This window comes from Afipia sp. GW822-FHT04G07 (assembly GCF_058800765.1).
Genome location: NZ_JBXAMP010000001.1, coordinates 3,182,153 through 3,197,102, shown reverse-complemented (window position 1 = coordinate 3,197,102; position 14,950 = coordinate 3,182,153). Strand labels below are relative to the sequence as shown.

General features: G+C 63.1%; 14 protein-coding genes. All 14 read right to left on the bottom strand.

Annotated elements, in window-relative coordinates; genetic code table 11:
* Positions 1-17: 17 nt before the first annotated feature.
* The 14 genes from AC1RKJ_RS15655 to AC1RKJ_RS15590 all read right to left on the bottom strand — a co-directional run bounded on the left by AC1RKJ_RS15655 (position 18) and on the right by AC1RKJ_RS15590 (position 14,886).
* Positions 18-470: an HPP family protein gene (locus AC1RKJ_RS15655; RefSeq protein WP_492791841.1), complete on the bottom strand. Its 453-nt coding sequence runs from the start codon at positions 468-470 to the stop codon at positions 18-20.
* A 139-nt stretch (positions 471-609) separates the two neighbouring features.
* Positions 610-1,608: a TorF family putative porin gene (locus AC1RKJ_RS15650; protein WP_492791840.1), complete on the bottom strand. Its 999-nt coding sequence runs from the start codon at positions 1,606-1,608 to the stop codon at positions 610-612.
* A gap of 449 nt (positions 1,609-2,057) precedes the next feature.
* Positions 2,058-2,468 carry a histone gene (locus tag AC1RKJ_RS15645; protein WP_492791839.1) on the bottom strand — a complete coding sequence of 137 codons (411 nt, stop codon included), beginning with the start codon at positions 2,466-2,468 and terminating at the stop codon, positions 2,058-2,060.
* Between the two features lie 42 nt (positions 2,469-2,510).
* Complete coding sequence (glcF, locus tag AC1RKJ_RS15640; RefSeq protein ID WP_492791838.1) at positions 2,511-3,878, bottom strand: glycolate oxidase subunit GlcF; 1,368 nt, start codon at positions 3,876-3,878, stop codon at positions 2,511-2,513.
* Positions 3,879-5,108, bottom strand: coding sequence for an FAD-binding protein (locus tag AC1RKJ_RS15635; RefSeq protein ID WP_492791837.1), 1,230 nt, complete (start codon positions 5,106-5,108; stop codon positions 3,879-3,881).
* A gap of 80 nt (positions 5,109-5,188) precedes the next feature.
* Positions 5,189-6,682 carry an FAD-linked oxidase C-terminal domain-containing protein gene (locus tag AC1RKJ_RS15630; protein ID WP_492791836.1) on the bottom strand — a complete coding sequence of 498 codons (1,494 nt, stop codon included), beginning with the start codon at positions 6,680-6,682 and terminating at the stop codon, positions 5,189-5,191.
* Positions 6,683-6,783: 101 nt separating this feature from the next.
* Positions 6,784-7,476 (bottom strand): TetR/AcrR family transcriptional regulator, encoded by a 693-nt coding sequence (locus tag AC1RKJ_RS15625; protein WP_492791835.1) that lies wholly within the window; start codon positions 7,474-7,476, stop codon positions 6,784-6,786.
* A gap of 154 nt (positions 7,477-7,630) precedes the next feature.
* Positions 7,631-7,948 (bottom strand): AzlD family protein, encoded by a 318-nt coding sequence (locus tag AC1RKJ_RS15620; RefSeq protein WP_492791834.1) that lies wholly within the window; start codon positions 7,946-7,948, stop codon positions 7,631-7,633.
* Positions 7,945-8,727, bottom strand: a complete 783-nt coding sequence (locus AC1RKJ_RS15615; protein ID WP_492791833.1) for an AzlC family ABC transporter permease — start codon at positions 8,725-8,727, stop codon at positions 7,945-7,947. Before AC1RKJ_RS15615 ends, AC1RKJ_RS15620 begins: the two co-directional genes overlap by 4 nt.
* Positions 8,728-8,924: 197 nt before the next feature.
* Complete coding sequence (gene ftsH / locus AC1RKJ_RS15610; RefSeq protein ID WP_492791832.1) at positions 8,925-10,841, bottom strand: ATP-dependent zinc metalloprotease FtsH; 1,917 nt, start codon at positions 10,839-10,841, stop codon at positions 8,925-8,927.
* A gap of 210 nt (positions 10,842-11,051) precedes the next feature.
* Positions 11,052-12,101 carry a tRNA lysidine(34) synthetase TilS gene (gene tilS, locus AC1RKJ_RS15605; protein WP_492791831.1) on the bottom strand — a complete coding sequence of 350 codons (1,050 nt, stop codon included), beginning with the start codon at positions 12,099-12,101 and terminating at the stop codon, positions 11,052-11,054.
* A gap of 75 nt (positions 12,102-12,176) precedes the next feature.
* On the bottom strand, positions 12,177-13,175 hold the full coding sequence (gene ybgF, locus AC1RKJ_RS15600) for a tol-pal system protein YbgF (protein ID WP_492791830.1): 999 nt from the start codon (positions 13,173-13,175) through the stop codon (positions 12,177-12,179).
* Positions 13,176-13,387: 212 nt separating this feature from the next.
* Entirely contained in the window at positions 13,388-13,879 is a 492-nt protein-coding gene (pal, locus tag AC1RKJ_RS15595) for a peptidoglycan-associated lipoprotein Pal (protein WP_492791829.1), read from the bottom strand.
* Positions 13,880-14,136: 257 nt separating this feature from the next.
* Complete coding sequence (locus AC1RKJ_RS15590) at positions 14,137-14,886, bottom strand: N-acyl amino acid synthase FeeM domain-containing protein (RefSeq protein ID WP_492791828.1); 750 nt, start codon at positions 14,884-14,886, stop codon at positions 14,137-14,139.
* Positions 14,887-14,950 lie beyond the last annotated feature (64 nt).

The following is a 14,950-nucleotide window of genomic DNA, read 5'->3' as shown; positions in this document are numbered from 1 at the left end:
GAAAGCAACACAAGCCGCTACAGCCAGTGCTCCGGCCATGGCTGCCGCCGGACCCAGCGGTGCCAGACGAAGGCAAATGCGGTCAGCAGCAGCGCGCCGGCGAAAACCGGCGCGACCACGAAGGTCCATGGCAGATTGGCTGACACCACCAGCAGCGGGTTGATCCCCGCCGGCGGATGAAACGTCCGGGTGACGAACATCGCAAGGACCGCCAGCCCCACCGCTGCGGCGGCCGCCCACGCCTGCGGGCCTGCGGCATGAAGCACCATCAGCCCCACCAGCGTCGCCACCAGATGACCGCCGATCAGGGCGCGCGGCTGCGCTGGCGGCGCATCGGGTGAGCCGATGACAAGCACGATCGAGGTCGCGAACGGAATAACGGCAAGCGGATAATTCATCGTGGCCGACAGCCACTCCATCCCACCGATCGCCAGCGCGGCGCCGAGACCGGCGATGGCGCCGGCTTTCACGTTGCGCTTTCCGGCCTCGTCCAAAAATTCCGATGACTGACGCCGGCTTCTGCTCACAGGAATTCACCGTCACGGCATTCGACAAACAAAAGGGGCGGCAGATTTCTCTGCCGCCCCTGAAGCTTTCAGATGAAGGCTCTTACTTCAGGCCGCTGAGCGTTGCGTCGGCCGAGAGCTTGGCGATGAACGTGTCGCCGCACCACTTGGAGCCGATGCCACCCGGATTGATCGGGGTCGCGTTGTTCTGCTGACCGGCATTGAAGTCGCTGGTGAAGGCGTTGCAATCACCCTTGCTGAGATCGGTGCCCGAGTAACGCAGGTCGAGGGTGAACACCTTGTAGGTGAAGCCCACGCCGATGTTCCAGGTGTTGTAGTCAGCATACTTGATGCCGAACTGGAACGGGTCGCCGACGATGCCGGTGCCATAGAAGGCATCAGAGGTGCCCAGCCACTGGCGGCCGAATTCACCCGACACGTAAGCGCCGATGCCGCTGGTGCCGAACAGCGTGCCCGGTGCGGTGATCTTACCGGTGATCGACGCGTAGGTGCCGTCAGCGCCGGTGTTCAGGAAGTTCGGCGAGTAGAACACGTTGCCGCCCAGCGAGAAGTTGTCGTTAAAGGTGTAGGCCACCTTGCCGTACACTTCGTAGAAGGAGACGTCCTTCTTCATGACGTTGCCGTTGGCGAGGATCACAGGATTTGCCTCGTTCGGGCAAACCGCGGCCACGGTCAGGATACCAGCGGTACAGGTTCCACCTGGATACAGGTAACCGAACACACCGAAGTCGAAGGCGACGGGGCCGAAGGTCGGGCGGATACCGCCGTAGACGTCGATTTCAGCAGCGGCGCGGTTGGCGAACGAAATGCTGGTCGCGGCCGTACCGACGTAGAGCTGAAGGTTTGGATTGATGTTGTAGCGCGGCTCGAAATAAGCGGTACCGGCCGGCTGGTTGTTCGACTGCGTGACGCCGCGGAACAGGTAGTTGCTCATGATGCCGGCGCCGAACGCGATATCCCAAGGCGACACGACTTCAACCGGCGGCGCCTTCTTGTAGACCTTGCCGAGATCGGCGGCCGACGCCGAACCCAGACCCATCGCAACCGCAACGGCTGCGATCGACAAACTTACTTTCTTCATGACGATCCCCATCATCGTTTAAAATTCAGTCCGATTGCCGAAGGTCCGAATGACAAGCGTAATCGACTGCGTGAACTCGTGGTCCCAATCTGCGGGGCACAGGGATGTTCGGAAAGCAAAAAACCCAAGCAATTGCCGCCTTTTTAGGCGTTTAAACCGCTTCAAAAGATGTTCTGCCGCAGTGTTGCATTCTGACAACAAATTTCGGCCTCAATTGAAGCCGGCAGCAGGTATTCCTGCGAACCCTTGGCAATTGAACATCCACCGAGACACCCGGACGCCAGGAATTGCGCGCCCCCTCGTCCGATTCGCCGCCGCCGCCGTTCGGCCCGGACCCCGCCAGCTCCGGACGCGCGCGCCTAAACGCGAAAGGCCGCAGCGATTGCTGCGGCCTCCCAAAATCCTGCGCCAAAAAGCCCTGCGGTACCCGCCGAGGCGGGCCTAGGACCTCAATTGTTGCTGTCGTCGCTGCCGGAGCCGAAACCAGACGACCAGCTTGGGGCCGGAGCTGGAGCAGGTGCCGGGCTGGACCAGCTGGGCTCGGCTGAACTCGCAGCGGATTCAGGCGCGGGCGCCGCAGCAGGCTTCGGAGCGCGCTTCTTCTTCGGAGCGGCCTTCTTGGGTGCAGCCTTTTTAGCCGCCTTTTTGGGAGTGGCCTTCTTGGCGGAAGATTTCTTTGCCGACTTCTTGGCGGCCTTCTTGCTCGCCTTCTTGCCGGACTTTTTGACCGCCTTCTTCGCCGATTTTTTGGCGGACTTCTTCGCAGACCTCTTGGAAGATTTCTTCGCGGTTTTCTTCTTCGCCGCGGTTACCTTCTTCGCCTTCTTGCTTTTAGCTTTCTTCTTCTTCGCTTTAGCCATTGTGGTCCTCCTGTTTCGCCAGCCGCACGTTCAAACCGGCGTTCAAGCACTCCCAACGCGGGGGCCCTTCATCGATGCCGCCAATAAATCCGGTCGAGGACCGCCTGTCGCCCAATCGAGCAGCTCAATCGTGTGCACCACAGGGACTGACGTTCCGTCGGTACTTTCCACCGAGCCAATCTGCACCATGCAACCGATGTTGCCGGCAGAGATGATGTCCGGCGTCGTCGAAGCGATGTTGGCGATCTTCCGTTCGCGCAGTCGCCTTGCAATGTCGGGCTGGAGGATGTTGTACGTTCCCGCCGAACCGCAACACAGATGACTCTCCGGCACATCTTTCACCACGAATCCGCTCTTGGAAAGCAATTCTTTCGGAAGCTGCGTGATTTTCTGTCCGTGCTGCAACGAACATGCGGAGTGATACGCGACGACGAGATCGTTTTTGCTTTGTGGCCACGCGATGTCGAGACCACCGAGATATTCGGTGACGTCCTGCGCGAGAGCCGATATTCGCGCGGCTTTCTCCGCATAGGCGCGATCCTCGCGCAACATGTAGCCATAATCCTTGATGGTCGTGCCGCATCCCGACGTGGTTACGAGGATGGCGTCGAGGCCGTTTTGGTCGGCCTCCCTTGTCCACACCTCGATATTCGCCCGCGCGCGCTTCAGCGCATCGCCGTCGTGGCCCATGTGATGCGTCAGCGAACCGCAGCACTGTTCGTCGGCCACCAGCACGACCTCGATGCCATGGCGGGTCAGCATCCGGATCGCGGCCTGATTGATACCCGGCGACAGCACCTGCTGGGCGCAGCCTTGCAGCACCGCCACGCGGCCGCGCTTTTCACCCTCGGCGGGAAATACCGTGCCACCGGCTGGCCCGGCCGCAGGTAAATGCGCCGGCGCAAGCGCGAGCATCGCGCGCAGCCGGTCGAAGAAGGTCGGCGTGGTCTGGCCTTTGGGGGAAGCCGGCAGCAACGCCGCGAACGGCTTGCCGAGCCGGGCCGCGATCATGCTTGCCCGAAACAGGCCGGGACGCGGCAGCACGAAGGCGAGGACGCCGCGCAGGAATCGCTCGGGAAGCGGCCTGGAATATTCCTCCTCGACCTTCACCCGCGCCTGATCGACCAAGTGCATGTAGTTCACCCCCGAGGGGCAGGTGGTCATGCAGGCGAGGCACGAGAGGCAGCGATCGATATGCTTGACCACCTCCTGCGTCGGGGCCCGGTCGTTCTCGAGCATGTCCTTGATGAGGTAGATGCGGCCGCGCGGGCTATCCAGTTCGTCGCCGAGCAGGACGTAAGTCGGGCACGTCGCCGTGCAAAACCCGCAATGCACGCAGGCCCGCAGGATCTTGTCGGCTTCGCGGATATCCGGATCGGCAAGCTGCGCGAGAGAAAATTCGGTCTTCATTTAGCGCACCATCCGGCCGCGGTTGAGAACATTGCGCGGGTCGAAACTCGCCTTGACGCGCAGGCCCAGCGCCGCCACGCCGGCCTCCTGCGGATGAAACACATCCACCGCGTTGCGCACCTGATCGCTGGCGCGCAGCAACGTGGCGTGGCCGCCGATCGCCTTCAGCCGCTCCCGCAGGAGTACCGCATGGGCGTCCGGTGCGGGCGGCAGCGCCGCCCAGATCAGCCCGCCGCCCCAATCGTAGATCACATCGCCGCCTGTTTCGCGCGCCAGCGCCTGCCCGAATGCCCCACCGGAGGCTGGCGGGCAGACGATACGCCACACCGGCCAGGCGCCCAGCGATCCGGCCGCCGCGAACGGCGTAACATCGCGAAGGGAAGTCCAGACCGATCCGGACGCTTCATCCTCGATCATGTCCGCCGCGCCAAATGGCGCAAGCGCATCGCGTACCGATCCCGCGCGGTGCGGAACCGAGGCGCCGATCCCCTCCAGCCGGACCAGCGTCACCGCCTGCCGGGTCTCGCCCAGACCGGACAATGTGCCGTCCGCACTCCGGAAGATCGAGGCCGGCAGATGCGCCACGCCCGACACGTCGTATGGCGATCCCAGCGCGACGGTCATGGCCCGGTTCGCCGTGACGTCGTCGAGGCCGCGCAGCACCAGCGTGCGCTCGGTTTCCGCCTTGGGCAGCACCTTGAGCGTCACCTCGGTCATCACCGACAGGGTGCCCCACGACCCCGCCAGCAGCTTGCAAAGGTCGTAGCCGGTGACGTTCTTGACCACCTTGCCGCCGGTCTTGAAGGAGTCGCCAAAGCCCGAGACGGCATGGGCGCCGAGCAGATGATCACGCACGCCGCCGGCCTTGATGCGCCGCGGACCCGCCAGACCCACCGCGATCATGCCGCCGACGGTCCCGGCACCGCGCGGAGTTCCCAGCAGCACCGAGGTGTCCATCGGATCGAACGCGAATTGCTGGTTCTTGGAATCGATCAGCGACAGAACATCCGCCATCGGCGCGCCGGGCTGCACGGTGATGATCAGTTCGTTCGGCTCATAGGACGTGATCGCGTTCAATGCCGAGACGTCCAGCACGGCATTGGTGGCCATCGGCTGGCCGATCGCGCGCTTGCTGCCATGACCGATAATTTCAAGCGGCTGCTCGGCGGCGACCGCATCGCGGACCGCCTGCTCCACATCCTTCGCATCACGCACTTTCAACGTATCCACGCCGCCGCCCGTTTTTCTATCTGTTGCAAATCAAATGATCCCTGCCGGTCACCCGGCGGTTGCTCTGGAAGCGATCGCATTCAAAATCGCGGGATATCAGGAAACGCGAGCTTGCCGCCGTGGACATGGACGCGGCCCAGTTCTGCACAGCGATGCAGCGTCGGAAACACCTTGCCCGGATTGAGCAGGCCTTGGGTGTCGAACGCGCATTTGAGGCGTTGCTGTTGGGCCAAGTCGATGTCGCTGAACATCTCGGGCATCAGGTCGCGCTTCTCGACGCCGACGCCATGCTCACCGGTCAGCACGCCGCCGAGCTTGACGCACAGCCGCAGGATGTCCGAGCCGAAGGCTTCCGCCTTGTCCATCTCCTCGGGGATATTGGCGTCGTACAGAATGAGGGGATGAAGGTTGCCGTCGCCGGCATGGAAGACATTCGCGACGCGCAGGCCGTATTTTTCCGACAGATCGCGAATACCGGCCAGTGCTTCCGGCAGCTTGCCGCGCGGAATCGTGCCGTCCATGCAGAGATAATCCGGCGAGAGCCGCCCGACCGCCGGGAACGCCGCCTTGCGGCCAGACCAGAACAGCAGCCGCTCCTGTTCGGAATTCGAGATCTGCAACGTGGTCGAGCCGCACGCGCGCGCGATTTTCTCCACGCGCTCGATCAGTTCGTCGACCTCCGCCTTCGGGCCGTCGAGTTCGATAATCAGCAGCGCCTCGACGTCGAGCGGGTAGCCTGCGTGCACGAATGCTTCCGCGGCGACGATGGCGTTCTTGTCCATCATCTCCATGCCGCCCGGAATGATGCCGGCGCCGATGATGTTCGCGACGCACTGGCCGGCGGCTTCGATCTCCGCGAAACCCACCATCAGGGCGCGCGCGGTCTCCGGCTTTTGCAGGATGCGCACGGTCACTTCGGTGACGACGCCGAGCAGGCCCTCCGACCCGTTGATGACTCCCATCACGTCGTAGCCGTCGTTCTCGGGCGCCTTGCCGCCGATGCGCAGGATTTCGCCGGTGATCAGCACGAATTCGCAGCCCAGCACATTGTTGGTGGTCATGCCGTATTTCAGGCTGTGCACGCCGCCGGAATTCTCCGCGACATTGCCGCCGATCGAGCAGGCGATCTGCGACGACGGATCGGGCGCGTAGTAGAAGCCCTTGTGCGCCACGGCCTGGCTGATGGCGAGATTGGTCACGCCGGGCTCGACCACCGCCACGCGGTTGTCGAAGTCGATTTCGCGCACACGCTTGAACTTGCCCAGCCCCAGCAGCACGCCGTCCGCAAGCGGCAGCGATCCGCCCGACAGCGACGTTCCGGAGCCGCGCGGCACCACCTTGATGCCGTTGTCGTGGCAGTATTTCAGAACCTGGGACACCTGTTCCGTGGTGTCGGGCAGCACCACCACCATCGGCGGCTGGCGATAGGCGGTCAGCGCATCGGATTCGTAGGGCTGCATCTCACGGGTCGTGGAGATCACGCCCTCACCCGGCACGATCTTTTGCAAAGCTGCGACGATTTCCTCGCGGCGATCAAGGATTGCCCGATCCGCTTCAGGCATAATGATAGACATGGCAATCTCCAGCGTGTTTGCGTCACGCATATTGTTCCGATGGTTCAAGCACAGCTTGCCGGTTTTGAATAGTTCCAAAGCGGGTCGCGCGAGAGGTGGATCTATCCGACCAGCGCACCCAGTTCCCGCCGAACCGGCATCACCGGCATCACGGCCTGCACCACCAGACCGCGGGCACGTGCATCGAGCACGCCGACGGCGCGCAACGCGAACAGGGTGATCGCCTGCACCGAATCGCGCAGCTTCACCGGATCGTCGATATCGTCAGGGGCGAGCGGGCCAACCAGCGATTCGTGCAGCGCCCCGATCAGGGCAGTTGCGGCAAGCGAGATGTCCTGCGCCGGAAGGTGCCCTGCCCTGACCGCCGCCTCGATCCGCGTTTCGACTTCAGCGGAGATTTCGCGGCGGCTGGCAAGGCGCGATGCGGTGACATCGACATCCACCGGCTCGGCAAGGATGCCCCAGGCGAGCTTGCGATTCGACACCACGTGCACGGCGATCGTCGTCACAGCCGCAGCCAGCGCGGACGAAGGTCCGGGGGCAGCGTCAGCGGCGCGGCGGATCGCCGTCAATTCCGCGCGCGACACATCGGCGATCAGTTCGGAAATCAGGTCGGCTTTGGACGGAAAATAGCGATAGACGGTGCCCGCCGCGACATTGGCGCGGGTGGCGACCGGCGCGATCTGAACCGCAGCCATCCCGCCTTCGGCAGCTGCGTCGCGTGCGGCGGAAAGGATCGCATTGCGGCGTGCCGCAAGACGTTTCACGACCTGATGAGTTCGCCTGTAAACCATTGACGGCGTTCGTCTCCCAAAAAGAAGTGAACATCAGTTCAAAAGCGAAGACAAGCGATTCGGCAGAACGGGAATTAAATTCGCAGTGCAGCATAACCTTTTTGGCCGAGGCACGATCTTGTCCAAAACCGGTTGCCACTTTTCGGGACCATGCCTAGCCGCTGAATCCCATCGCCCGCGCCAGTGCAGCCACCGCCATGCCTGTGATGACCGCAACGAACTCGTTGCGCCGGATAATCGTGATCGCGACCGCGGCACCAATGGCGAACAGAACGACGGCGCCGCCATTGACCGCGATCGGCAGCGATGCCGCGACGATGATCGATCCCGGCAATGCGTCGAGCATCCGCCGCACGCGCGGCGTGACATTGACGTATCCCATCAGCCAGAAGCCGCCGAGGCGCGAGGCGACCGTCACGACCGTCATGACGGCCAGTGCGATCATCACATCGGAGCGCAGGAAATCGCTCATGCGCGCTCTCCATGCGGCTTGATTTGCGCGTCATCGGCCGGATCGTCCATCAGCCCGGCACTGATCGCACCCGACAGCGCGCCGCTGATGATGAACCACCAGCCGGGCACAAGCCAATGCACCGTGAGCGCCACCACGCCCGCCACAACCCACGGGATCGCCCGTCTCGGGCCTTTCCAGGCCGGCACCAGCATCGCCGCGTAGAACGCGGGCACCACCAGATCGACGCCGTATTTTTTCGGGTCGCTCAACTGCCCGGCCAGCAAATATCCCGGCACCGACGAGAGAAACCAAAGGACATAGAGCAGAATGCCGCCGCCGACGAAGAAGGACGCGTCCGCGCCGCCGTGATTGCGATAACGCGTGGCGGCGAGCCAGCCGCCATCGGTGACCAGCAGCATCGAGGGATAGGACTGCCACGGCGGCAGCGTGCCGAACCACGGACGCAGGCTGGCGCTCATCAGCGAAAAACGGATATTCACGGTGATGGTCAGCAGCGCCAGCGTCGCGATCGACGACACCGTCAGCGTATCCGGCCAGGATGAGACCGCGACGAACTGCGACAGCCCGCCATAGACGAAGGCCATCATCACCTGCACTTCGGTGAGCGTGAAGTTCTTCTGCGCGCACAGCGCTCCGAACGCCATGCCGAACGCGATCGTGCCCGGCAGCATCGGCGCAATGGCGTAGATGCCGGGCATGATGGCCTTCGACGACCAGTAAGCTGGCGCGTGAAAATGGTCTTGGGGCGCCTCAGGCATCGTATTGGCCGTGGTCATCGATTCATCCGCAGGAGGATTCATCGGTGCGGCGAATAAGCCGGGCGGTCAAGCGACGCGGCTGTGACCCATGTTCAAATAAGGGTCAAACGCGTCCGCCCATGCGGATCGCGGGGAGCAGACGGCAAACCACAGCACGCTCAAAAGAAAAGGCCGGTTCGAAAACCGGCCTTTTCAAACGATTGATGTCTGGCGCGTTACGCCTGCGGCTGCGGTTCCAGGCCGGCGTCCGGACGCGGGCGCGGCTTCCCGGCGGGCGGCACCGCCGAAGTGCGCGGACCGGTCGGCTCGAGAACTGACTCGCGGTTCGGCTTCTTGCCGGCCAGCAGATCGGTGATCTCATCACCGGACAGCGTTTCGAATTCGAGCAGGCCCTTCGCGAGCGTCTCGAGATCGGCGCGCTTCTCGGTGAGGATTCGCGTCGCTTCCTTGTAGCCTTCTTCGACAAAGCGTCGGATCTCGGTGTCGATCTTCTGAACCGTGGCTTCCGATGCGTTCTGGGTGCGCGACACCGACATGCCGAGGAACACCTCGTCCTGGTTCTCGCCATAGGACACGGTGCCGAGTTCTTCCGACAGACCCCAGCGCGTCACCATCATGCGCGCAAGCCGTGTCGCCTGCTCGATGTCGGACGATGCGCCCGACGTCACCTTTTCCTTGCCGAAGATCAGTTCTTCCGCGACGCGCCCACCCATCATGATGGCGAGACGCGAAGTCATCTGCTCGAGCGACATCGACAGCTTGTCGCGCTCGGGCAACTGCATGACCATGCCCAGCGCACGGCCGCGCGGAATAATGGTCGCCTTGTGGATCGGGTCGGTCGCGACGACGTTGAGGCCGACGATGGCGTGTCCGCCCTCGTGATAGGCCGTCAGCATCTTCTCTTCCTCGGTCATGACGAGCGACTTGCGCTCCGCGCCCATCATCACCTTGTCCTTCGCTTCCTCGAACTCGGACTGCGTCACCATGCGCTTGTTGCGGCGCGCGGCGGTGAGCGCCGCCTCGTTGACGAGGTTCATCAGGTCCGCGCCGGAGAAGCCGGGCGTACCACGTGCAATGGTCTTGAGGTTGATATCCGGTGCCAGCGGCACCTTGCGGACGTGAACCTTGAGGATCTGCTCGCGGCCGACGACATCCGGATTCGGCACCACGACCTGACGGTCGAAGCGGCCCGGACGCAGCAGCGCGGGATCGAGCACGTCGGGACGGTTGGTCGCGGCAATGAGGATCACGCCTTCATTGGCCTCGAAGCCATCCATCTCGACCAGCAACTGATTGAGGGTCTGTTCGCGCTCGTCGTTACCGCCGCCGAGGCCAGCGCCACGATGACGGCCGACCGCGTCGATTTCGTCGATGAAGATGATGCAAGGGGCGTTCTTCTTGGCCTGCTCGAACATGTCGCGCACACGCGATGCGCCGACGCCGACGAACATTTCGACGAAGTCCGAACCCGAGATCGTGAAGAACGGCACATTGGCTTCGCCCGCGACGGCGCGTGCGATCAAAGTCTTACCGGTGCCCGGAGGGCCGACGAGCAGCACACCGCGCGGAATGCGTCCGCCGAGCCGCTGGAACTTGCCGGGGTCGCGGAGAAACTCGACGATTTCCTGCAAATCCTGCTTGGCTTCATCGACGCCTGCGACGTCCTCGAACGTTACGCGGCCGTGGGCTTCCGTCAGCATCTTGGCGCGCGATTTGCCGAAGCCCATCGCCTTGCCGGCGCCGCCCTGCATCTGGCGCGACAGGAAAATCCACACGCCGATCAGCGCGATGAACGGCAGCCATGAGACCAGCAGCGACACGAACCACGGCACATTGTCACCCGGCGGCTTGGCGGTGATCGACACCTTGCCGTCATACAGGCGCTTGATCAGCGTCGGATCGTTCGGCGCATAGGTGTGGAAGGTCGAACCGTTGGTGAATGTGCCGTTGATGTCCGGACCCTGGATGACCACGTCGCGGACGCGGCTCTGGTCAACCTCGGTCAAAAGCTGGGAGAACGAAATATCCTGCGAGGCAGCCCGCTGTCCCGGATTCTGGAAAAGCGTGAACAATGCCAACAGCAACAAGACGATGATGACCCAGAGGGCGAAATTGCGCAGGTTGGCGTTCATTGGGCTTCCTTCGTGGCCGCACCGATCGCGGCCTTATATCCTTGGGCCGACAACAGGTTTTCCGTGCGGTTGCAATACAATCTAGGTGCGGTCCCCCTTGCTGCCAAGGGAAGCGCCTAGGACTATTTAACGCATATTACCGGCATTCCGGGTGAAATAAGGGCACTGTTTCCAGCTATTTCGACAGTGGTTAAGGCAATCCAGCCTCAATCAAAGCAATCCAGCCTTGCGCCGGCCCCGTGGCGGCGCCGGCGCAATGTGGATGCGGTTGTTCCGGATGCTGATGACAGCCCCCGCGAGCGTCTGCTTCAGCCGAATGCGTCCATTCCCGGACTTTTCCCTCGCGGCCAGATCCAGGGCTTGTGACAGCGCCTCCACCTTGCCGAGTTCGGCCGGTCCTTCATGGCCGACGCGGTTGACGGCGCGCAACAACAGGCGGATCCGGATTTCGTCGGACAGGGCGGTGAAAGCCGCCAGATCGAAAGCCGCGCCCGAATACGCATGGTTGATACTGGCGAGATAGCGTTCCGCGCCATCCGTCATGATTTCCAGCGCAGCGTTGGCGCGGGCCAGACGCGTCGCGAGACGCGCCAGGCCCCGTGCATCGGCACCTTCAGCCGCCAGCCCCGGCATCAGCGCGCGCAGACGCGGTCGTGTAAAACGCGCGTCGTAATTGGTGGGGTCGTCGGCGAACGCGATGCCGGCTTTTTCGAGCGTGGCGACAAGCCGAGATTTCGGCACATCGAGAAACGGCCGCACCAGAACCACGCCGTCGCGATCCGATTGGCGGGCCATCGCTGCCAGCCCTGCAAGACCGCTGCCGCGCGACAACCGCATGATCACGGTCTCCGCCTGATCGTCCTGCGTATGCGCCGTGAAAATATGGGATGCTCCGTGACGCTGCGCGGCGCGGGCCAGCAGCCGGTAGCGCGCGGTCCGAGCGGCAGACGGCAATCCGGTTTTCGGCTTGTCCCCAGTCCAGCGCACGGTGCGATGTTCAACGCCGAGCGATGCGGCGAGCTGCTTGACGGCGCGTGCCTCACGCGCAGCTTCCTTGCGCAGGCCATGATCGACCGTGACCGCAACAAGATGCGGCGCTTTCTTCAGCGCGTCACGCCAGCGGGCGGCGAGCCACATCAGGGCCAGCGAGTCCGGGCCGCCGGACACCGCAAGCACGATTGCCGACGCGGCTTTCCAGTCGGCGAACAGACGTTTCGCCTCGGCGACAGTGATGACGGATTTTGCTTCGGGCTGGGGCATGATGTCGTCCGGAAGTCCAGCGTCAGCATAGCCGGATCGGCCGCGAAAATCTTGCCCGGCTTCCGCCGATCAATATCAGCAGCCGACGCGCTTCTGCTCGCGGGACACGCCCTGCTTCACCCCGTTCGACGCACGCGGGTATTTGCGCGTGACTTCGCCGAATGCCGCGCAGGCGGCCTCCTTCTCCTTCAGCGCCGCGAGCGACTGACCCAGCCGCAGCAACGCATCCGGCGCCTTCGCGGAGGTGTCGTACTTCGTGGTGACGCCCAGGAAGGTTTCAGCCGCATCGCGGTACTTCTGCCGCTGGTAAAGGCTTTCGCCGAGCCAGTACTGCGAATCCGGCAGCAGCGCATCGCTCGGATACTTTTGCGCGAAGTTTCGCATCGTCTCTTCGGCGAGCGCGTAATCCTTGCGCTGGATGTAGCCGATGCCGAGATCGAACTCGTCGCGCGGGGTCGCCGACGGCGGCAACGTGGTCAGCGAAGCCGTCGTGTTCGGGGCCTGCTGCACCGGACGCTGCATCGGCGCACGATTGGGATCGCGTGAATTGCCGACATTCGACAGATCCAGCGGCTCGCCGGCGTCACGGCCGCCCGGTGCGCCGATCGGACCTTCCGCCAGCGGCGCCTGGCCTCCGCCGAGCGCGCGCGGCACGCCCGGTGCATTCGGATTCTGGCTCGGGTCAAACGCATCGCCGCGGCGACCGCTGCTGGCAACGGGTGCCGCGATAACCGGCGGCGCCTGTCCGACACCGGGCTGCGGCGCGGGCGGCTGCCGATAGCCGGGATCGGGCTGAACTGGTGGCGCAACCGCGATGTTCGGCGCAGCCGCACGAGGTGCGGCGGCCTGATTTGGCGCAGGCTGCGCGCCTTGCATCGCCCGCAACTGTTCTTCGAGCTGGCGGTTGCGATACTGCAATTCCTCGTTCTGGCCGGTCAGCGTCCGCAGCTGGTTTTCCAGCTGCTCGATCCGCATTTCAGGATCGATGTCCTGCTGTGCGACGGCACTGACAGACAGCCATGCGGGAGCGGTTGCGAGAACCGCACAGACGAGAATTTGAAATCTGGATGACATTTTGACCCGGCCGAGAATAAGACCAATGCTTTTCAAAGCACCCTACACTGACGGTTTCACTACGCCAAAAATGTGACTGCAAACAGTCTCTGATGTTGTCCGGGCATGATCTTTTCTGAAAACCGGTCCCCGCTTTTCGGGATCATGTCCCGCGCGCACCGAAAACAAAAACGGCGCCCGGAGGCGCCGTTTTAAATGCCTTGAGAACTACCTTACGAACTGGCGTTCAGCACGGTCACCGCACGGCGGTTCTGCGACCAGCACGAGATGTCGTTACACACCGCGACCGGGCGTTCCTTGCCGTAGGAGATGGTGCGCATCCGGCCGGGATCGATGCCGCGTGACGCGAGGAAGCTGCGAACCGACTGCGCACGCTTGGCGCCGAGCGCGATGTTGTATTCGCGGGTGCCGCGTTCGTCGGCATGGCCTTCGATGGTGAAGGCATAGCGATTGTACTGCTGCAGCCACTGCGCCTGCTTGTCGAGGGTCGCGATCGCCTGCGGCGACAGTTCGGTCTGATCGCTTTCGAAGAACACGCGATCACCAACGTTCACCACGAAATCCTGCTGGCTGCCCGGGGTCGCCGCGCTCGCCATGGCATCGCCGCCGACGCCGGTCTTGTTGGCGCACGCGCCCATCGACAGCGCAACAGCGAGAACAGCGGCCAGCTTCAATCCCTGGAGGATACGCATCTGATGTTTCATTCCGGAGCCTCCACGCTCTGGTTACTAAAAGACTTCATCCGGTCTACAGGGGCTTGGTTAAGCGAACGTTCCGTCAACCTTGATGAGGGGTTGCCGGAGACGGTCAAATGCCCGACATCGGGCAAAACCGATGCCGATGGTTAATGCGGTATGAATATGGCGCGACGGTGAATGCGCCAAGCAAAAAGGGCCCCAGCGCGAGGCTGGAGCCCTTTATGAACGAGGGATTTTCCGCTGACCGCGGGGCCGGCCCTGCCTCAGGACCGGGGAGCGATGGTGGCCTGCGCGAAGGGAAACTGCGGCAGGGTAAGAACCGATGCCGATTCAGCCGACGCCTGGTCGCGCTCGAACAATTTCCGCCGCTCGAAGAAACTCGAACGGAAATAAGGATAGCGTTCGAAAATCCGTTCCCGCACGGCGAGATAATCCGCCGCCATCAACCCGACGGGCTTGATCAGTCCGGGGAAAATGCGCGGCTCGCAAAGCGGCTTCTGCAAAAAGACGCGGCGATAAAAGGCCTGATGCTCCGCGCGCACGGTGGCAAGACCGATGTCCGCATTGAAATAGGCACACGCCACGTAGCCCAGCCGCACCGTTAAATACGGCAATTCCGGATACCGCTTCTCGCGCGAAGGGTCCGCCACGAAGCGCGTCGGATCGACGATGATTTTACCGCTGGCCAGTTCCGGACCGAGGATGTCCGGGAAGACGTTGACGGAGGGCGACGTCGGATGATCCGGCGTTGCGACGCTGATGCGGATGGAACTCGCCAGTTCGCCGTCGAGATAAATGCCGAAGATCCAGGAGTTCGGGGACTCGTCGAACTCGTCCGTGACGCGCCGGTCGCTGCGCGCGCCGATCGCCCCTTCGCGCAGATAGGCGCGGTAGCGCAGCCGGTAGATCCGCTCGCGATCGGCAGGGGTTTCGGCAAGCCGGTAATCGACTGCATCGAGCGGGTAACTTCCCTTCTCGGATGCACGGGCGGATGTCTGAATGGCTGAGATCATTTTTTGCTCCGACCGGCGGCGCTGAAGCCATGCGCCATTGGCAAGAGGTTAATGCTTTCTTAAC